Below are 19,548 nucleotides of genomic sequence, written 5' to 3' on the forward strand. Positions count from 1 at the left end.
AGCGCAGAAAAACTTCCTAGCGCAACCCGCTGACAATCCTCAATATTTTCAGAACTTCCCAATCCAGAGCGCCGCTCCGTCCCAGTCCGTCCCGCCGTTGTGCGCCTCAGCGCCGCCGGTGAAGGGGTGTTTAGTGCTGGTACGGATGAGTCGCAAGCGGTTTTTGACAGAAAAATGAAAAAACTATCGCCCTGCACATTCTTTTCCCGCGATCGCCCTATTTTTATGGGTTTGACACATTCCAGAAATCGGGTCGGCACCTAACGGTGGGACCAAACGCGCCGAGTGCGGGTCTGTCTAACGGCTGAAACCCTCCGGATTCCGCAGGCAAGCCCAGAAACCTGCCGACTCGTCCTGCCCAAAGCACGAAAAAGGGGTGCATCATGCACCCCTTCCAAAATTCAGCCCGATTTGCGGTTCTGTTCCATCAATACCTGATCCATCGCTTCCAATGTCCGTGCACTCGCGCCACGATGTTCGGCCATGAATTGCGCGGCCTCTTTGAGCGGTGCCGCGCGTGCAGGCCAGAGCGCGGCCACCATAGCGTCCGGTGTTTCAAAGCTTTTGGCCACACCGGCCGCTTCGGCCTCTGCAAAGGGAAACTCGATCGGCCAGGTTTCCGGCCCGGTGATCGGAGGTTTGCCAACCGCCAGCGGCTCAATGATGTTATGCGCCCCCGCCGGGGTAAAGCCCCCCCCGACAATGACCTGATCGGCCAGACCCAGATAGAAGTACATCTCGCCAAAACTGTCGCCGAGCAGCACATCGGGCATATCCGCCAAGGCTCGCCCAAGCGCGGCCAGCCCCGTGGTGCCTGCTTTAGCTGCCTGACTGCGTGCGCTTACTGCAAGCCCTGCCTCTTCTAGCATCTGGCCAACCGCCTCAAACCGTTCGGGCGCGCGTGGCACATAAACAAACAGTGGCGCAGGTGCATGCGCGCGCGTGGCCGCTGCACGCAGCGACAGAATCATATCGCGGAAGATCTCTTCTTCTCCCGCCACGCCTGAGGCGATGGTGATCACCTGACGCCCCTGCGCCGTGAGCTGAGGACGGACTTGCCCCGCCGCGTCTAGCAACGCCTCGGGAATGGGCTGATCAAACCGCAGCTCGCCTGTCACGGTGATATTCTGCACCCCGACCGAGGCAAAGCGCGCGCGCTGGATCTCTGATTTCACAAAAGCACCGTCCACACTGGCAATCACACGTTGTCGCAACCGCAGCCCCTTGCCATCTTTGGCAAAGGCCCCAGAGGTATATTGAGAATTACACAGATAGAGCGGCACCCCGGCGCGACGGGCACTTGCAATCATCGCAGGCCAGATCTCCACTTCCAGCGTCAGACCAAAGCGCGGCCGGCAAGCACGGTAAAACCGGTGTAGACACCAATGCATGTCCAAGGGCACCCACAGCACCGCAAGGCGGCCCTCGGCGATCTCACGAGCAAACTGGCGCTCGCTCTCTTCGCGTCCCGCAGGGGTGAAGTTGGTGAGGATCACCTTATCGCCACGCGCCAGTGCCAGCCGGATCAGACCAAGGGCGGAGCGCACTTCGCCAAGGCTCACCGCATGGATCCAGATCGCATCCTGCGGCAACGCGCGCCCATAAAAGCCGAAGCGCTCTTTGACATGACGCAGATACCGTGGGTCTTTGCGTCCGCGCATATAAAGGTAGATCATAAGGAGCGGCAGCAAAGGGATCCAAAGCAACCGATAGAACAAATTGAAGAGTGTCAGGATCATGGTGCCGCCCTTAGCAGGGCAAGCAAATCACGGGCAAGAGGTGTCAGCTCCTCACGCGCCTTCGCAACCAAAGCCTCCGCTTTCTGCCGCACCTGTGCTGCATCTCCGGTCTTGTCCAAATGGGCAATGGCATCAGCGACTTGGGCCGCCGCCTCTGCCCCGGAACACTGCGTCGCAAGCCCCACTGCAGCAAGATCGGCATAGTCCTGTCGAAAATTGCTGGTATTGGCGCCATGCAAAACGGCACAGCCCTGTCCGATTGCTTCCCATGGATTATGCCCGCCGACATCGCCTGCAGAGCCCCCGACATACGCCATTTCTGCCAGTCGATACCACAGCCCAAGCTCACCAAATGTGTCGGCCACATAGACCTGTTGATCCGCCGCTGGCGCCGCGCCTGTGCTGCGCAGTGCATAAGTCAGCCCTGCGTTGGCCAGTGCCTCGCCAAGCTCCGCGCGACGATCAGGCACACGCGGGGCAAGTATCATGAGCGCGGAAGGCTCCGTGCGCAAAAGCTTTTGATGCGCAGCGATGACAACAGCCTCATCCTCTTTGTGGGTTGAGGCAGCAACCCAAAGCCTGCGCCCTGCGGTCTCCGCTTTGACAGCGCTCAAAGCCGCGGCATCCACCAGAAGCGGATCAGCAGCTGGTTTGAGCGATCCCATTTGACGAGGCGCTTGCGCCCCCAGAGCGCGCAGGCGCGCCACGCTGTCTGCATCCTGACCGGCGACCAGTTCAAACATCTTCATCAGATCGCCAAAGGCATGCCGAAACCGGGCGCGGCTTTTGTGGCCCGCTTCCGTGATCCGCGCGTTGATATAAGCCAGCGGAATGCCGCGCCGCGCGGTGTCACAAATCGCCCCCGGCCAGAGATCCTGCTCAGACCAGATCGACAGGTCCGGTTGCCAATGGTCCAGGAAGGCCGCCACAAATCGGGGGCCGTCCAGCGGCAAGAACTGGTGGATGGTATTGGCCGGCAGGTGCGCGCCCATCACCTGCGCCGAACTGCGCGCGGTCGACGTCACCAGAAAAGAGACATCCGGAGCCTGCCTGGTCATCTCCTTAAGCAAGGGGCGCAGCGCGAGCACTTCGCCCAACCCAACCGCATGCAGCCAGACCAAACGCCCCTCAGGGCGCGCAATTTGCGTTTGCCCAAATTTTTCCGCACTGCGCAATTGATCGTCTTTGCCCCGCGCCACGCGCTTGGCCACGACACGGCGCATCAGCGGCTGCAACAGGGGGCGCAGCATAAGATAGGCGCGCAATTGCCATCCAATGGAAAGTGATTTTGTCTGCACCAACAAGGCCTTCGTTTCATCACGCCAAATCAGACGTTCCCTCTTTCTATACACAGAGCCCAGCCACATGCCATGCCAAGGCCGTATTTTGGCGCCACACGAGGAGGGCGGCGGCCGCTAAAATCACGCAACACCGGCATTGTGGTAGGCTGAAACGCTCAAGACTGTTAAACAGGTTTTAATATGGCTCGTGCAGAGAAAGACTATGCCCGTGCGGCCGGACAGAAGGACCGGAACAAAAGAATGCCATCGAAAGTGACCTTTCCCAAACTCTTTCGCGCAATATTTCGGCGCGCCTACCTCCCTTCTTTTCTGATGATTTTGACAGTTGGGTCCTTTGCGCTTTATGCAGATTACCAGAACAACAGGCTCGCAATTCAGGAACAGCGCAACCTGGCAAGCAGCGAAACCAGCCGCCTACGCGCACAAATCGAAGGTCAGCTCGGCGCGCGCATTCAGCTTGTACGCGGCATTGTTGCGGCTTTCTCAGACGATCTCGATATGTCTCAGGAGCGCTACAGCGCCCTGATGAGCCGTATCACGGGCGACACTATGGAATTTATCAACATCGCTGCCGCACCAGATCTTGTGATCACCCGGGTATACCCTCTGGAAAGCAACCGCCCGGCCCTTGGGCTGAACTACCATGAAAACGAAGCGCGCTGGAAAGTCGCCTATCAGGTGCGCGATACCGGCAAAATGGCCATCGCCGGGCCTCTGGATCTGGTACAGGGCGGCGTAGGGCTGATCGCACGCCTGCCCGTCTGGGATGAACGCGACGGCGAGCGGCGTTTCTGGGGACTGATTGCAGCCGTCATCGATGCCGAACACCTTTATGACAGCGCAGGACTGCGCGATCCGGACCTCACACTTGATATTGCTCTGGTCGGCAAAGATGGCAGAGGCGCTGAGGGAGACCTCTTTTTTGGCAATCCTGACGTTCTAGACGACAACCCGATTTTGATGGACATCCATCTGCCCAACGGCAGCTGGCAACTCGCCACACGCCCCAAAGGGGGCTGGATGCGCCACGCCGAAGATATGGTTGGCGTGCGATTGTTTTTCCTAGGTGCTCTTTTGCTTGTCCTCGCGCCAACAATCGCCGCCGCTCGCCTGTCTGACAGACGCCGCACCCTGATTGCCAAGCTGGAGAAACGTGACGAAGAGCTTGAACGCCTCTCTCTTGTGGCAAAGCACGCCTCAGACAGTGTCCTGCTGTCAGATCCAGATGGAAAAATCATATGGGTCAACGATGGCTTCACCCGAATGACCGGATATACATCCGAAGAAGCAATCGGGCGTACGGCAGGCGAATTGCTGAACCATGAAGACACCGACCCATACACAATTGAATCCATCAAACGCCACCAAAAGCGCGGCGCACGCTTCCACACCGAAATCCTGAACCGCACCAAACACGGCAAATCCATTTGGGTGGACACCAATCTCTTTCCGGTGCTGGATGAAAACGGCCAAGTGGCCATGAGCATCGGTATTGAGCGGGAAATCACAGAGTCCAAACGCTACGAAGAGGACCTCGCCGAAGCAAAGCGCGCCGCAGAGATGGCCGACCGTGCAAAATCAGAGTTTCTCGCAAACATGAGCCACGAAATTCGCACGCCCATGAATGCAATCATCGGCATGTCAGAATTGTTGTCGGCTGCCGATTTGTCCTCCGAAGACAGCCAGAACGTGACCACGATCCGTGAATCCGGCCATGCTCTGTTGAAAATCATCAATGATATTCTGGATCTCTCACGTCTTGAGTCCGGCAAGCTGGAAGTCTCTGAAGTGGATTTTGATCTACACCGCTGCATTGACAGTGTCGCCGATCTGCTGCGTCACAAAGCCAAGCAGAAAGGTCTCTATCTGACGGTCGAATATGAAGGCGACGTGCCCCGCATGGTGCGCGCGGATGACGGACGACTGCGCCAAATCTTGATGAACCTGATAGGCAACGCCGTCAAATTCACCACCGAAGGGGGCGTGCGCGTTGTCGTGGCCCGACAGCCAAACACCACCTACGGCATCGCGGTCAATGTATTTGACACCGGCATCGGGATCACGCCTGAGCAGGCCCGCCATATTTTTGATCGCTTTTCACAGGCGGACGCCGCGATCACGCGTTCATTTGGCGGTACCGGCTTGGGGCTCACAATCTCCACAATGCTTGCCCGCCGCATGGGCGGCGACATCTTTCTATGTGACCAATACGAAGACGGCGCTTGTTTTAAGGCCACAATCATGGGCAAAGCGCCTCTTGGCGTGGAACAGACGAAAACGGATCCCCTCGAATTCACCCCCGAACACCTTTTTGGCACACGCATTCTTCTGGCCGAAGACAACAAAACCAATCGCCTTCTGATCCGTAAATATCTTTCAGAATATCCGTTGGAACTGATTGAGGTTGAAAATGGTGTTCAGGCGGTCGAGCAATGCAAAACAAACTGCCCGGATCTGGTGTTGATGGACATGTCGATGCCAGAGTTGGATGGCCTGCAGGCCACACGCATTATTCGTGAGCTGCCCATCATGCAGCCACCGATCATCGCGCTGACCGCAAACGCCTTTGAAAGCGACAAACAAGCCTGTCTGGACGCAGGAATGGATATGTTTTTGTCAAAGCCAATCAACAAGATGCACCTTTTGCAGACCTTATCGACATATCTGGAGAGGCGCTTGGCGTCCTAGACAAAATGCCAAGAAAAAGGCCGCGCCCATCAGCGCGGCCTTTCGTTTGTTAAGCGGCTGGCATCCGCTTCTCAACAATCTCCGCCCACCAGCTACAGCCCGCCGGAATGGCTTCATCATTGAAATTGTATTCTGGGTGGTGCACCGCTGCGCCGCCTTCCCCATTGCCCACAAGAATGTAAGCGCCGGGGCGCTCTTCCAGCATGAAGGCAAAGTCTTCGCCGCCCATCACCAGCGGGGCTTCATCACATTGGCCAGAAATGGATTTCGCGACCTCAGCCGCAAATTCTGTCTGCACCTCAGAGTTCACCATCACCGGATACCCACGATGATAGGTCACATCCGCTGTGCCACCAAACGTCGCGGCCATACCCGCACAAATCGCTTTGATCCGCTGTTCCGCTAGATCGCGCATGTCCGCGCTCATGGTGCGCACGGTACCCTTCACCTGCACCTTCTGAGGGATCACATTGAAGGCTTTGGAGCTGGTTTCAAAGCTGGTGACAGACACCACCACCTGATCCACAGGGTTCGCGTTGCGGCTCGCGATGGTCTGCAGCGCCACCACAGCCTGCGCGGCCATCACGGTTGTGTCTACGGTCTCCTGCGGTTTGGCCGCGTGACCACCTTTGCCTTCGAAGGTAATGTCGAACTGGTCTGTCGCCGCAAAGAAGGATCCAGGACGGATCGCAAAGCTGCCAAGCGGCATGCCCGGCCAGTTGTGCATGCCATAGACCTCCTGGATGCCCCAGCGGTCCATCATGCCATCATCACACATTTCTTTGCCGCCGCCGCCGCCTTCTTCCGCTGGCTGGAAGATCACAACAACCGTGCCGTCAAAGTTGCGGGTCTCGCTCAGGTATTTGGCTGCGCCAAGCAGCATCGCAGTGTGACCATCGTGCCCACAGGCGTGCATCGCACCCGGCGTCTTGGAGGCATACTCCAGCCCGGTCTGCTCATGAATGGGCAGCGCATCCATATCGGCGCGCAGGCCAATCACCTTGCCAGAGCCGGTTTCCTTGCCTTTGATCACACCGACAACACCGGTGCGGCCAATACCCGTGACAACCTCATCACAGCCAAAGGCCTGCAGCTTCTCGGCCACAATCGCGCTGGTGCGGTGGGTTTCAAACAGAATTTCTGGGTTTTCGTGCAGATCACGTCGCCATGTGGTGATTTCATCATGCAGTTCTGCAAAACGGTTTTTGGTTGGCATCTTGGTTCCTCGCTTTAACTCTTGCCTTAAGCCGCAGGCATGCGGCGCTCGATCACTTCCGACAGAAAGCTGCTCCCGTAAGGGATCGCATCGTCGTCAAAATTATATTCCGGGTGGTGCAGCGCCGCGCTGTCGCCATTTCCCACCATGATGAAGGCCCCGGGCCGGGCCTGCAACATATAGGAGAAATCCTCGCCACCCATGCTGATAGCCGCCTCATTGCAGCCCCCGGAAATGGCTGTGGCCACTTCCTCAGCAAAGGCCGCCTGATCCTCACCATTGATCGTTGCGGGGGTGATGCGCTGATAATCAAGCCGTGCCGTGCCGCCAAAACTTGCCGCCACCCCAGCCACGATCTCTTCTATCCGCGCCTGCACCATATCCTGTGTGTCTGGCGCAAAGGTGCGCACCGTGCCTTTTAACGTCGCAGTGTGCGGGATCACGTTGTACACATCCGATCCGGTCTGAAACGACGTAACAGACACCACCGCGCGCTCCACCGGATCCACATTCCGGCTCACAATCGACTGGAGCGCCGCATGAATCTGTGTGCCAATCAAAGTCGGATCAACCGTCTGATCAGGATGCGCGGCATGCCCACCCCTGCCCTCAATATGGATGGTAAAGAAATCCACCGCCGCCAGCATCGGGCCTTTGCGGATGGCAAACTCTCCAACCGGCATGCCTGGCTGGTTGTGCATGCCGTAGACTTCCTGAATGTTCCAGCGCTCCATCATGCCATCTTCCACCATGGCGAGCGCGCCATTGCCGCCCTCTTCTGCTGGCTGGAAGATCAGCGCCACGGCACCGTCAAAATTGCGGGTCTCGCTCAGATACTTCGCCGCACCCAGCAACATGGCGGTGTGCCCATCATGGCCACAGGCATGCATCGCACCATCATTTTCAGAGGCATAGTCCAAACCGGTCTGCTCCTGCATCGGCAGCGCGTCCATATCGGCGCGTAGCCCGATCACCTTGCCGGACGCATTGCTCTTGCCTTTGATAATCCCCACAACCCCGGTGCGGCCAATGCCGGCGACCACCTCATCACAACCAAAGGCGCGCAGTTTCTCGGCCACAAGCGCCGCCGTGCGATGAGTGTCATACAGCACTTCGGGATGCGCATGAATGTCCCGCCGCCACTCCGTGATCTCAGCATGCAATTCAGCAAAACGGTTCTTTACAGGCATGTTTTTCTACTCCCCATCAACAGCTTAACTGTCTGTCGCCGGCATACGCCGCTCAATCATCTCCGCATACCAGCTGCTGCCAAACGGGATCGCTTCATCTTCAAAGTTGTACGCCGGGTGGTGGCATTGCGCACTGTCGCCATTGCCAAGGTGAATATAGGCGCCGGGCCGCTCTTCCAGCATGAAAGAGAAATCCTCCGCTGGCATAATCGGCTCCACATCCGGGTCCACATTGGCCTCCCCCGCGACAGCCTGCGCCGCCTCCACCGCGAATGCCGTCTCCATCTCATGGTTCACAGTCACCGGATAGCCGTCTTCCCATGTCACCTCCGCCGTCGCGCCAAAAGCCAGCGCTGTATGGGTCGCGACCTCACGAATACGGCGCTCCACCAAGGCCCGGTTGTTGTTGTCCAGCGTGCGCACCGTGCCCTTCATGCGCACCTTATGGGCGATCACATTGGAGGCATTACTGTCTGTCTCAAGCGTGCCCACTGTCAGCACCACACGTTCAATCGGCTTCACATTGCGCGCCACAATGGACTGCAGCGACACAAGGATCTGCGCCGCAACCAAAGTGGTGTCCACAGCCTCCTGAGGCTCTGCCGCATGACCACCTTTGCCGGTCACCTCAATCTCAAATTCATCCGCAGACGCCATCAACGCACCCGCGCGAATGGCAAACTGCCCCACCGGCAGGCCCGGCGCATTGTGCATGCCATAGACTTCCTGGATGTTCCAACGGTCCATCATCCCGTCATCACACATTTCTTTGCCGCCACCGCCGCCCTCTTCGGCTGGCTGGAAAATCATCACCGCCGTGCCGTCAAAATTGCGCGTCTCGGCCAGATATTTCGCGGCCCCAAGCAACATAGCGGTGTGCCCGTCATGGCCGCAGGCATGCATCTTGCCCGGCACGGTCGAGGCATAGTCGACCCCCGTGATCTCCTCAATGGGCAGCGCATCCATATCCGCGCGCAAGCCAATCACCCGCCCCTTGGTGTCTGTCTTACCCTTAATCACGGCCACAACGCCGGTGCGGCCAATGCCCGGCGTGATCTCATCAACGCCAAACTCTTTCAGCCGCGCCTCAACAAAAGCCGCCGTTTCATGCACATCAAACATCAGCTCTGGATGTGCGTGCAAATGGCGCCGCCAGCCTGTGATCTCTTCTTGCATCTGTGCAAAGCGGTTTTTGATTGGCATGTGTCACTCTCCCCATGTGCTGACCTGCAGAGACTGAATGATTGTTCACTCCGGGGCAAGGGGGCTCACTAAAATTCTACAAACCACATCCCCAAACGCGGTATCAGCCCCCCAGCGTCCAGCAATACCGCACAAAAATTGCCTCACACCACCACAAGCACGACTCGCCGCTGCCTACAAAAGTGCGATAGGGTCGCGCCATGCGCACCTGGATCCGCCATCGCGCGGCGATTCTGATCATCTTCTTGCTCACCGTGCTCGCCGTGGCGGGTGGGGTCTGGCGCTATGGCTATGGGCAAGCGCTTGATCAACTCGCGCGCCGCGGAGAGGCAGATCTTGCCTTGGGCGCGGATAGTCTGACCGCCCAACTCAAACGATATCAAGAGCTTGCAGTGCTCATGGCAGAGCATCCCAGCTTGCTCGCCCTCTCCCAAAACCCGGCGATCGCCACCGCAGAGCGCGGCCATCCGCTTCTGTTGGAAGCCGCCGATAAAACCGCCGCGCTTGATCTCATCTATGCCCGTGCCGATGGCACCATTCTGGCGACCGCACAGCAAGACGTCGCGCCGCCCACCACGCTTGCGCAATCCCCCTATTTCAAGCGCGCTCTCCAGGGCGCGCTTGGCGCACATCACCAGGTCGACCCGCGCTTTGGCCGCCGCGCCTTCTACTACGCAGTCCCGAGTTTTTCAGCAGAAGGCACGGTCAGTGCAGTGCTCACCGTGGTGCTGGATGTCGAAGATGTAGAGGGCAACTGGCGCGGCGATGGGCCAACGGTTTTCTTTGTGGATGATCTGAACGAGGTCTTTATCTCCAACCGCTCAGAACTTGTCTTCTGGCGGCGAAACCCCACAGCCCCCGGATTGCTTCCCCCAGAGGGCACCGCGCCTGCGTTCCGCGCCTATTCCCGAGCAGGACACGAAATCTGGCAACTGGACTGGGGGCCGTACATCCCTGCACGCGGCCTGCACATCGTACAGGATCTGCCGGTGATTGACATGGTAGCCGAAGCCATCGTCGACGTCAGCCTCGCCCGTCGCATTGCAGGTCTGCAAGCCGGCACCATCGCAGCGATCTTCATGATCTTTGGCCTGATCCTGTTGCAGGTTCTGGAACGCCGCCGCGTGTTGACCGAAGCGAACGCCGAACTTGAAAACCGTGTCACCCAGCGCACGCAGGCGCTCAGCGCCACCAACGAGGCTCTGCGCCGTGAAATCACCGAACGTGAAGAAGCCGAAGCCGCTTTGAAAAAAGCGCAGGCCGATCTGGTACAGGCTGGCAAACTCTCCGCCCTTGGCCAGATGAGCGCAGGCATCAGCCACGAACTCAATCAACCGCTTATGGCTATTCAGACATTTGCGGAAAACGGCACTCGTTTTCTGGAACGTGACAAAGCAGATAAAGCGGGCGAAAACCTCTCCCGCATTTCTCAAATGGCCACCCGCATGGCCCGCATCATCAAGAACCTGCGTGCCTTTGCACGCAATGAAAACGAGCCCACGGGTCGTGTCGATCTGGTTTCTGTCATCACACAGGCTGTAGAGCTGACAGAGCCACGCCTGCTGCAGGATGACATCACCCTCAACTGGTCACCGGAGGCGCAGAAAATGCCAATCTTTGTGCGCGGTGGCGAAGTGCGCTTGGGGCAGGTTTTTGTGAACCTCATCACCAATGCCGCTGACGCCATGATAGACCAACCCGCGCGCCAGATTGACATCTCAATCCAAACAGCGCCCCGTCTTTGTGTGTTGGTGCGTGACACAGGGCCCGGCATCGACGCGCCGGATAAGATTTTTGATCCGTTCTACACCACCAAAGAGGTTGGCACCTCAGAGGGGATGGGCCTTGGCCTGTCCATCAGCTACGGCTTGGTGCAGAGCTTTGGCGGCAATATCCGGGGCAGCAACCATCCCGAAGGCGGCGCGCTCTTCACTGTTGAACTTGAAAGCTGGCCACAGGAGAGCGCCGCATGACTTCCCCCCTGCCCGAGGCTCCCGCGCCGGTCCTCGTCGTGGACGATGATCCCATTGTGCGCGAGGCGCTCACACAAACCCTAGAGCTCGAAGACTTTCCAGTGATCGCAGCGGGCTCTTTTGTTGAGGCCAAAGACCACATCACCGCGCAATTTCCCGGTGTGATCCTGTCAGACATGCGCATGCCCGGGCGCGACGGATTTCACCTGCTGAACTTCGCCAAGGACGCAGATACCGAACTGCCCGTGATCCTTCTGACCGGCGAAGGTGACATCCCCATGGCGGTGAAAGCCATGACACAGGGCGCTTTTGGTTTTTTGGAAAAACCCTGCGCCCCGACAGAGCTTGTTGCTGTGATCAACCGGGCACAAAAGGCCCGCGCCATGGCACTGGAAAACCGCCGCCTGAAGGCACAGCTTGAAACCGGTGACGCCGCTGCACGCTGGATTTTTGGCACCTCAGCGCAGTCTGAAACCCTGCGCCGCCGCGTCCGCTCCGTGGCCCGCATCCCCGCAGAAGTTCTGGTCAGCGGCCCACCCGGCGCGGGCATCTCCAAAGTCGCTGAAGTGGTGCATCTGTGTTCTCCCTTCAGCAAAGGCCCCTTTGGCAAACACACCACCGTTGACATGGATGTCACGCGGTTTGAACAGGCGGTTGAGGCCGCCGCCGGGGGCAGCCTCTTTCTGGATGAAATCCAGGCCATGCCCATGCAGACGCAATTCGCCCTGCTTTCCCTCATGGAAACAGACGATCACCCCCGCCTGATCTTTGGCAGCGCCGCAGATCTGTCGGAAGCGGTGGCCAGTGCCCAGCTGCATGCCGACCTCTTTTACCGTCTGGATGCGCTGCAAGTCCGCATCCCGGCCCTTGCCGAACGCCCCGAAGACATCCCCGTGATGTTTCGCCAATATGTGTCGCAGGCGGCAGAACAAGCCGGCGTCACCGCCCCAGAGGTCACCCCAGAGGTCATTTCCGGCCTCATGGCGCAGGACTGGCCCGGCAACGCCCGCGCCCTCATGAGTGTCGCCATGCGCTTTGTGCTGGGTCTGCCCGGCGAAGAGCCGCAAAGCGCCGCCCTTGGCCTGACAGAACAGATGGCACAGGTCGAGCGTTCCCTGCTCGCCGAAGCGCTGCGCAAACACGAAGGCCGTGCCGCCGCCGCCGCAGAAGCGCTGAAACTGCCGCGCAAAACCATGTATGACAAACTCGCCAAATACGGCCTGAAACCTGAAAGCTTCCGATGAGCACTCTGGCCGACCCCACCCCGGCGCCTCAGCCTGCCCCCGACAGCCTCACCCGCCGCCGTGCTTGGGGTGCCATTGCCGCGATGTTTGCCCTCAATGGCGCGCTCTTTGGCCTTTGGGCCAGCCGCATCCCAGCCTTTAAAGCCACGCATGATCTCAGCCACGCCGGCCTTGGCGCGCTTCTGCTGCTGCTCGCAGGGGGGGCGATCTGCGCCTTTCCGCTGGCGGGCCGACTGGCCGATCACTACGGCGCGGCGCGGGTCACCAAAATTCTGGCCGGGATCAAGATCACCTCACTTCTTGCGCTGGCGCTGGCCCCCAATGTGCCCACGCTGGCCGTCGCGCTCTTTGTCTTCGGGGCGATCCATGGCGGCATGGATGTGACCATGAATGTCTGGGGCGCAGAAGTGGAACGCTGGGCCCAGCGGCCACAGATGTCGTCTTATCACGCCATGTGGAGCCTGGGCGCCGGTCTTGCTGCGGGCACAGGTTTTGTCGCCATCAGCCTTGGGGCCACGCCGTTGATCCACTATCTGGCGGTGGGGCTTCCCTTGGTGATCCTACTCTTTGCTCTGGGGCATATCCCCTGGACCTCCCCTGTGTCACGCGACGCCAAAGACCCGGTGTTTTCCCTGCCCAATGGCCCGCTTGTGCTGGTCGGCCTGCTCGCCCTTGGCGCCTCCATGGGCGAAGGTGCCGTCGCCGACTGGAGCGCGGTCTATCTTGTGGACATCGGCAAAGCCCCGGAAAACTGGGCCGCCATGGGCTATGCCATATTCTCCGCCACCATGGTGATCATGCGCCTGCTGGGCGATGGCATCACGCGACACAGCTCACCACAACTGGCCGCACGGGTTAGCGGCCTCACCGCCGCCCTGGGTGCGGCCCTCACCGTGCTCTTCCCGACACCGCCCATGATGCTCACTGGATTTGTGCTGATGGGCATGGGCTACGCGCTGATCTTCCCGCTGGCCTTCAGCCGCGCGGCCAACGACCCTGTGGTCAGCCCCGGCAAAGCGCTGGCCAGCACCGCCACCTTTGGCTACGGCGGCATACTTTTGGGCCCACCGCTGATCGGCTTCATCGCCAGTGCCACATCATTGCGCGTGTCCTTTGCGGTGCTTGCAGCGCTTGCCCTGATGATCGCACTGCTTGGCAACGCCCTAAAGCGACCCTAACCACCCTCACCCGTTTGAGAGGCCGCACGGCGAAACAGACAAGCGACAAAATCGGCACAACCGTTGACTTCAGCTGATTTGACATGCTCGATCATGCAAACAACCACCGCACATGTTTCTAAACTGCTGTGACACAATTGAAGCACAATGAACGCACCAACCCGATGCGCCCGGTTTCGCGCAAGGTCCTGCGCCGCATTCCCGTGGCAAGGCACCTGAAATGAACCGCGCGCAGATCACATTGGCCACTTCCGGCGCACTTATCACCGCGATTGGCGCGTGGGGCATTCTGGATTCTGACAGCCTCGTGCAACTGGCTGCCCAAGTCGTGGAACAGTATTTTGACAGCCGAGGCTGGTTTGTCATGCTCTCAGTATCCGGCATGTTGCTTCTGTGCCTTTGGCTGGCTTTCTCAAAATACGGCAACATCCGCCTTGGTGCGGATGACGACCGGCCCGAATTTTCGACACCGTCTTGGATCGCCATGTTGTTCGCAGCAGGAATGGGTGTCGGCTTGCTGTTTTGGGCCGTGGCAGAACCGCTCACGCATTTTGCATTTGTCAGCAACTACACACCGCCTCCACACGCAGCACAAGAAGCTCTGCTGGCAACAAACTTTCACTGGGGCATTCACGCGTGGGCGATCTATGGAACCACGGCACTGACAATCGCGTATTTCACGTTTCGGCGCGGCACGCCCATGCTGGTCAGCGCACCCATCGAAACACTGTTTCCACAGGAACGATGGGCCCAGCTCGTGGGCTGGCTGTCTGATTTCATGGCGATTGTCGCGATTGCAATTGGCGTTGGCGGCTCCATCGCGATGGGGGTGTTTCAGGTTGCGGATGGTATTGATGTAATGCGCGGCGGCAGTCGCGCCGAGCCATGGCTTTTGGCAGCCGTATTCACGGTGATGGTCGCGGCCTATGTTCCGCCGCTGTTGGTCGATCTCGGAACCGGAATGGCCCGACTGTCCAACACAGCCATGATCATCGCAATTTTTCTGGTGTTCTATACCGTCGTTCTCGGCCCCACCGAGTTTTTGCTCAATTCCATACTGAATGGATTTGGAACCTATATTTTCGCGGCAATCCCGCGTGGGTTTCAAACCCTCACCTTTTTTGGCAGCGAAGTGGAAACCCAATTTCACGACTGGACGCTCACCTATATGGTCTGGTGGATCGCATGGGGCCCGTTTGTCGGCGTCTTCATCGCACGCATTTCCAAAGGCCGCACCATAGGCGAATTTGTCTTGGGGGTTCTCATAGGGCCAACTGTGTTTTCAGTGATCTGGTTTGGCGCCTTTGGAGGCATTGGCCTGTTTGACGCATTGCGGGGCAATGGCGCTCTGCTGGAAATGACCCAAACCAACGTAGAGCGCGTGACCTTCGCTTTGCTAGAGCGCCTGCCACTGACAACAGTGACAACGCTTGCGACCATTCTGGCGGCTTTCCTGTTCATCGTCACCAGTGTGGTCAGTGCCGCGTTTGTGCTTGGCACATTCTCCACAGGGGGCGATCCAGATCCCAGCCCCCGCGTGCGTCTGATCTGGGGACTTCTGCTGGGCCTGCTTGGCGCGGCCATGATCCTATCCGGGTCGATCGATGCGATCAAAAAGCTGATCGCAATTGGGGCGCTGCCATTTGTCTTTGTCTGCGTGCTGCTGTGTGTGTGTCTGATCCGCGGATTGCGAGAGGAGATGTCAGATGCTGATCGGTGATCTGCAAAACACCATCCTCAATCTCACCACCTTCGCGTTCATTGGCGCGATGGTCTGGCTTTTGATGCGCCCCTGAACCGCAGCTTCGCCCGTTTTTGTGCGCGCAAGTGTTAACGCTGCGCGCGCAGGCTTAGGGGGCAAAACGGTGAAAATCTACCTCCGCAAAACCGTCGCGATACCGACGCAATACCGATGTAAAATACAAGCCGGTCGCCAAATCCGGCCAAATCTTACCTCTCAGAGCGGTAACATACTGGTGGATTTGATTTCTTCCATAGATAACAAGGCAGTAACGTTGTGCACCTTCACCTCTGAAATCAAAGCTTGATAAAAGGTGTCATAGGCGCGCGCGTTTTGAACCTGCACTTTCAGGATATAGTCTATGTCCCCGGCCAACCGGTGCGCCTCCAGAACTTCCGGGCGTTCCCGCAAAGCTTTGAGAAACTTTGCCTGCCAGTCGGCCTCGTGCTCGCTGGTGCGGATAAGAACAAAGAAACAGGCATCAAAACCAAGGGCTTCTGCGTCCAGCAACACAGTTTGCTGCCGGATCACCCCCGCTTCGCGCAGTTTACGGATGCGGTTCCACACAGGTGTCTTGGAGGACCCAACCCGTTTTGCAATTTCATCAAGAGATTGCGCAGCGTCCCGTTGCAACTCCCCAAGAATTTTCTTATCCATGTCGTCAATGCGCAACGCCATTCCGTTTCCCCCTAGTATTTGGAACATCGGCGCAGTTTTCCGCTGACACCGAAACGCACGTTTCTATTTTCGCCAGTATCTGGCGGTTGATGGGGAATATTTCCTATATATGGATCAAAGTCAAACACCGGAGTCGGACAAATGCCCCGCGCATTCACACCCAAAGTCATCACCGCCAACGCATTGCTAGAAGGCGACGTGATCTACTTCACAGCAGAAGACAATTGGTCACGTGACTTGACAGACGCAGAGTTACTAATTGATGAAGCCCACGCACAACTGAGACTTGTTGAGGCTTCTCAACAAGTTAGCGAAGTTGTTGGCGCGTATCTGGCGGATGCTGTGGCCGGGGAAACCGGCCCAGAACCCACGCATTTTCGCGAAGAATTCCGCCGCACCGGCCCATCAAACTACTTCCACGGCAAACAGGCAGACGCCGCGAACTAGGTAAAGTGATCCCAGCGATCACCTCAACCTACGCCCCAACGCTAAAGGTCCACCCATGTATCAATACAACGACTTTGACAAAGCCTTCCTGGCAGAGCGCAATCGTCAGTTCCGTGCACAGGTAGAACGCCGCATCGCCGGCAACCTGACCGAAGATGAATTCAAGCCGCTGCGCTTGATGAACGGTCTTTATCTGCAACTGCATGCCTACATGCTGCGCGTCGCCATTCCTTATGGCACTTTGAATTCTGCGCAGATGGACACGCTCGCGCTCCTCGCTGAGAAGTGGGACAAAGGCTACGGCCACTTCACCACGCGTCAGAATATCCAGTATAACTGGCCGAAACTAAAGGATGTTCCAGATATGCTGGATGCCTTGGGTGAAGTCGGAATGCACGCGATCCAGACCTCCGGCAACACCATCCGCAACGTAACCGCGGACCATTTCGCAGGCGCAGCGGCTGACGAGCTCGAAGATCCGCGTCCGATCGCAGAACTGATCCGCCAGTGGTCCACAGACCACCCGGAATTCCAGTTCATGGGCCGCAAATTCAAGATCGCTGTAAGCGCAGGCGAAGCGGATCGTGCCGTTCTCAAAGCACACGATCTGGCCGTGCGCGTCGTCAGAAATGATGCAGGCGAAACGGGCTACCAAGTTCTCGTTGGTGGCGGTTTGGGCCGTACACCCATGGTTGGAAAAGTCCTCAATGAGTTCCTCCCTCGCGAGGATCTTCTGCCCTACATTGAGGCAACGGTTTCGGTTTGGAACCAGATCGGCCGCCGCGACAACAAGTACAAAGCGCGGATCAAAATCACCGTTCATGAAACCGGTCTGGAAGAGTTCCGCGCCAAGGTCGAAGAACGGTTTGAATCAGTGCAACCAACTTTCTCTGGCGTCGATCAGGAACTGCTTTCTGAAATCAAAGCGCATTTCGCGCCGCCTGCGTTCCGCAATGCGCCTGTGACGGAGTTCGAAAACACATACAATTCAAACCCATTGTTCCGCAGCTGGGTGGATACAAACCTCACAGAACACCGCGCTCCCGGCTACACAATTGTGACAGTGTCCATCAAGAAGCACGGCCAGACTCCTGGGGATGCAACGGCCGAGCAAATGCGTGCTTTGGCTCAGATCGCGCGCGACTATGGCCACGACGAGCTGCGCATCAGTCATGAGCAAAACGTGATCCTTCCGCATGTGCATAAGTCGGATCTGCCAGCGGTATATGCCGCGCTGCGCGAAGCAGATTTGCACACTGCAAACATCGGCCTGGTGAGCGACATCATCGCGTGCCCCGGCATGGATTACTGTGCGCTGGCGACTGCACGCTCAATCCCAGTGGCTCAGCAAATCGCAACCCGCTTTGAAGAGCTGAAGCTCGAGCACGACATCGGCCACCTGCAAATCAAGATCTCAGGCTGCATCAACGCCTGTGGTCACCACCATGTTGGTCACATCGGCATCCTCGGTCTCGACCGTGCAGGGGTAGAAAACTACCAGATCACGCTGGGTGGTGATGCGACATGGACCGCAGCAATTGGTGAACGCGCAGGCCCCGGTTTTGCCTATGATGAAATCGTTCCGGCGATCGAACGTCTCGTAAAAGGCTATCTGGAACTGCGTGAAGGCCCGGAAGAAACCTTCTTGGAAGCGTACCGCCGTTTGGGGTTGGCACCGTTCAAGGCCCATCTCTACCCAGAGGCGCAGGCGAATGCAGCATAACGGCCTAACGCCACTGACCTCGCCTCTGACCACCGGGCAAGCCCCGGGTGCGGAGCGCGTGGATCCGCTGCAGGCAAAGGTGGATGCGCTGAACGCGCGCTATCGGCATCATTCTGCAACGGCGGTGATGGAAGCCGCATTGCAGGACCCCCAAGCTGGGAAACTGGCTATGGTGTCCTCTTTTGGGGCCGAATCCGCCGTCCTGCTGCACATGGCGGCAATCGTGGACCGCAAAATTCCCGTGCTCTTCGTGGACACGGAAATGCTCTTTGCGGAAACGATTGTCTATCAACAGGATTTGGCCGAACAGCTGCGTCTGGAAAATGTGCAAGTGATCCGCGCAAGCGACACCACGCTGGCCGCAGAAGACCCGGATGGTACACTGCACCAGCAGGACACGGACGCCTGCTGCGCATTGCGCAAAACCCGCCCGCTGCAGAAAGCCCTGCGCGGCTATGACGGCTGGATTACGGGACGCAAGCGCTTCCAATCTGGCACACGCGCCGCATTGGAGTTCTTTGAAATCGAAGACTTCACAGGCCGCATAAAGGTGAACCCTCTGGCTCACTGGGCGCCAGAAGATGTACGCGCCTATATGGAAGAAAACCGCCTGCCGCGCCATCCACTGGTGGCCAAAGGTTATCCGTCTATCGGCTGTGCGCCTTGCACCTCGCCGGTGGCAGAAGGCGAAGACCCTCGCTCTGGCCGTTGGCGGGGCCAGAACAAAGAAGAATGTGGCATTCATTTTGTCGACGGCAAAATTGTGCGAACCGGAGAGAAAACATGACTGTGATCGTGACCGACAATGGCTTTGGCACCGACGACTGGACCCTCGGCTTTGCTGCGCTGGATGAGGCAGCAAATGACGTGGCTTCGCTGGATGTGACATCTGATACGGATCCGGCCGTGCTCATCGCACAGCTGTCGGGTGTAAAGATGATCCGCGTAGACTTTCCCAGCTTCGCCGATGGCCGCGGCTTTACAATCGCGCGCCAATTGCGGCTTGCAGGGTACACTGGTCGTCTGCGTGCAAAGGGCCACGTGATCTCAGACCAATATGCCATGGCGCGGCGCTGTGGCTTTGATGAGGTCGAAATCTCAGACGAATTGGCCGCACGCCAGCCAGAGAGCGAATGGAAGTTTCGTGCGAACTGGCAAGCAAACGACTACCAAGCGCGCATGCGTGGCTGACACACATCGCAAAAATGAGATGTGGCTTTGCGTTAT

General features: G+C 58.2%; 15 protein-coding genes. 9 read left to right on the forward strand and 6 right to left on the reverse strand.

Annotated elements, in window-relative coordinates; translation table 11 throughout:
* Nucleotides 1–401 precede the first annotated feature (401 nt).
* Both J7413_RS16125 and J7413_RS16130 read right to left on the reverse strand, forming a co-directional pair.
* Nucleotides 402–1,739, reverse strand: coding sequence for a glycosyltransferase N-terminal domain-containing protein (locus J7413_RS16125; RefSeq protein ID WP_209100050.1), 1,338 nt, complete (start codon nt 1,737–1,739; stop codon nt 402–404).
* Nucleotides 1,736–3,037, reverse strand: a complete 1,302-nt coding sequence (locus tag J7413_RS16130; protein ID WP_209100052.1) for a glycosyltransferase N-terminal domain-containing protein — start codon at nt 3,035–3,037, stop codon at nt 1,736–1,738. The genes J7413_RS16125 and J7413_RS16130 overlap by 4 nt, the downstream gene beginning before the upstream one ends.
* A gap of 243 nt (nt 3,038–3,280) precedes the next feature.
* Here J7413_RS16130 and J7413_RS16135 point away from each other — a divergent pair, with 243 nt between their 5' ends.
* Entirely contained in the window at nt 3,281–5,728 is a 2,448-nt protein-coding gene (locus J7413_RS16135; RefSeq protein ID WP_209100054.1) for a response regulator, read from the forward strand.
* A 49-nt stretch (nt 5,729–5,777) separates the two neighbouring features.
* Here J7413_RS16135 and J7413_RS16140 read toward each other — a convergent pair whose 3' ends face one another.
* From J7413_RS16140 to J7413_RS16150, 3 genes are read right to left on the reverse strand one after another with little or no spacing between them, the layout of a single operon-like run.
* Entirely contained in the window at nt 5,778–6,944 is a 1,167-nt protein-coding gene (locus J7413_RS16140; RefSeq protein ID WP_209100056.1) for a M20 aminoacylase family protein, read from the reverse strand.
* Between the two features lie 26 nt (nt 6,945–6,970).
* Nucleotides 6,971–8,134 (reverse strand): M20 aminoacylase family protein, encoded by a 1,164-nt coding sequence (locus tag J7413_RS16145; protein ID WP_209100058.1) that lies wholly within the window; start codon nt 8,132–8,134, stop codon nt 6,971–6,973.
* 24 nt (nt 8,135–8,158) lie between these two features.
* Entirely contained in the window at nt 8,159–9,337 is a 1,179-nt protein-coding gene (locus tag J7413_RS16150; RefSeq protein ID WP_209100060.1) for a M20 aminoacylase family protein, read from the reverse strand.
* 200 nt (nt 9,338–9,537) lie between these two features.
* Here J7413_RS16150 and J7413_RS16155 point away from each other — a divergent pair, with 200 nt between their 5' ends.
* The 4 genes from J7413_RS16155 (at nt 9,538) to J7413_RS16170 (ending at nt 15,452) form a co-directional block, all read left to right on the forward strand.
* Nucleotides 9,538–11,310 (forward strand): ATP-binding protein, encoded by a 1,773-nt coding sequence (locus J7413_RS16155; protein ID WP_209100062.1) that lies wholly within the window; start codon nt 9,538–9,540, stop codon nt 11,308–11,310.
* On the forward strand, nt 11,307–12,554 hold the full coding sequence (locus J7413_RS16160) for a sigma-54 dependent transcriptional regulator (RefSeq protein ID WP_209100063.1): 1,248 nt from the start codon (nt 11,307–11,309) through the stop codon (nt 12,552–12,554). Before J7413_RS16155 ends, J7413_RS16160 begins: the two co-directional genes overlap by 4 nt.
* Nucleotides 12,551–13,732, forward strand: a complete 1,182-nt coding sequence (locus J7413_RS16165; protein ID WP_209100064.1) for an MFS transporter — start codon at nt 12,551–12,553, stop codon at nt 13,730–13,732. The genes J7413_RS16160 and J7413_RS16165 overlap by 4 nt, the downstream gene beginning before the upstream one ends.
* Nucleotides 13,733–13,952: 220 nt before the next feature.
* A complete protein-coding gene (locus J7413_RS16170) occupies nt 13,953–15,452 on the forward strand; it encodes a BCCT family transporter (protein WP_209100065.1) in 1,500 nt (499 codons plus the stop codon).
* A gap of 237 nt (nt 15,453–15,689) precedes the next feature.
* Here J7413_RS16170 and J7413_RS16175 read toward each other — a convergent pair whose 3' ends face one another.
* Nucleotides 15,690–16,151: an Lrp/AsnC family transcriptional regulator gene (locus J7413_RS16175; protein WP_209100066.1), complete on the reverse strand. Its 462-nt coding sequence runs from the start codon at nt 16,149–16,151 to the stop codon at nt 15,690–15,692.
* 141 nt (nt 16,152–16,292) lie between these two features.
* On the opposite strand from J7413_RS16175, the gene J7413_RS16180 reads away from it, so the two are divergent.
* From J7413_RS16180 to J7413_RS16195, 4 genes are read left to right on the forward strand one after another with little or no spacing between them, the layout of a single operon-like run.
* Nucleotides 16,293–16,598 carry a DUF2849 domain-containing protein gene (locus J7413_RS16180; protein WP_209100067.1) on the forward strand — a complete coding sequence of 102 codons (306 nt, stop codon included), beginning with the start codon at nt 16,293–16,295 and terminating at the stop codon, nt 16,596–16,598.
* A 55-nt stretch (nt 16,599–16,653) separates the two neighbouring features.
* Complete coding sequence (locus J7413_RS16185; protein WP_209100068.1) at nt 16,654–18,321, forward strand: nitrite/sulfite reductase; 1,668 nt, start codon at nt 16,654–16,656, stop codon at nt 18,319–18,321.
* Nucleotides 18,311–19,108 (forward strand): phosphoadenylyl-sulfate reductase, encoded by a 798-nt coding sequence (locus J7413_RS16190; protein WP_209100070.1) that lies wholly within the window; start codon nt 18,311–18,313, stop codon nt 19,106–19,108. Before J7413_RS16185 ends, J7413_RS16190 begins: the two co-directional genes overlap by 11 nt.
* The gene (locus J7413_RS16195) at nt 19,105–19,512 is read left to right on the forward strand and encodes a DUF934 domain-containing protein (protein WP_209100072.1); all 408 of its coding nucleotides are present in this window, start codon (nt 19,105–19,107) and stop codon (nt 19,510–19,512) included. The genes J7413_RS16190 and J7413_RS16195 overlap by 4 nt, the downstream gene beginning before the upstream one ends.
* The last annotated feature ends 36 nt before the right edge of the window (nt 19,513–19,548 follow it).

Origin of the sequence: Shimia sp. R10_1, from assembly GCF_017744095.1 — a bacterium.
In the GTDB taxonomy this organism is placed as follows: Bacteria; Pseudomonadota; Alphaproteobacteria; order Rhodobacterales; family Rhodobacteraceae; genus Shimia.

Coding starts and splice junctions, on each gene's coding strand:
- J7413_RS16125 (WP_209100050.1), bottom strand. CDS start 1,739: ATGATCCTGACACTCTTCAATTTGTTCTATCGGTTGCTTTGGATCCCT.
- J7413_RS16135 (WP_209100054.1), top strand. CDS start 3,281: ATGCCATCGAAAGTGACCTTTCCCAAACTCTTTCGCGCAATATTTCGG.
- J7413_RS16140 (WP_209100056.1), bottom strand. CDS start 6,944: ATGCCAACCAAAAACCGTTTTGCAGAACTGCATGATGAAATCACCACA.
- J7413_RS16145 (WP_209100058.1), bottom strand. CDS start 8,134: ATGCCTGTAAAGAACCGTTTTGCTGAATTGCATGCTGAGATCACGGAG.
- J7413_RS16150 (WP_209100060.1), bottom strand. CDS start 9,337: ATGCCAATCAAAAACCGCTTTGCACAGATGCAAGAAGAGATCACAGGC.
- J7413_RS16155 (WP_209100062.1), top strand. CDS start 9,538: ATGCGCACCTGGATCCGCCATCGCGCGGCGATTCTGATCATCTTCTTG.
- J7413_RS16160 (WP_209100063.1), top strand. CDS start 11,307: ATGACTTCCCCCCTGCCCGAGGCTCCCGCGCCGGTCCTCGTCGTGGAC.
- J7413_RS16165 (WP_209100064.1), top strand. CDS start 12,551: ATGAGCACTCTGGCCGACCCCACCCCGGCGCCTCAGCCTGCCCCCGAC.
- J7413_RS16170 (WP_209100065.1), top strand. CDS start 13,953: ATGAACCGCGCGCAGATCACATTGGCCACTTCCGGCGCACTTATCACC.
- J7413_RS16175 (WP_209100066.1), bottom strand. CDS start 16,151: ATGGCGTTGCGCATTGACGACATGGATAAGAAAATTCTTGGGGAGTTG.
- J7413_RS16180 (WP_209100067.1), top strand. CDS start 16,293: ATGCCCCGCGCATTCACACCCAAAGTCATCACCGCCAACGCATTGCTA.
- J7413_RS16185 (WP_209100068.1), top strand. CDS start 16,654: ATGTATCAATACAACGACTTTGACAAAGCCTTCCTGGCAGAGCGCAAT.
- J7413_RS16190 (WP_209100070.1), top strand. CDS start 18,311: ATGCAGCATAACGGCCTAACGCCACTGACCTCGCCTCTGACCACCGGG.
- J7413_RS16195 (WP_209100072.1), top strand. CDS start 19,105: ATGACTGTGATCGTGACCGACAATGGCTTTGGCACCGACGACTGGACC.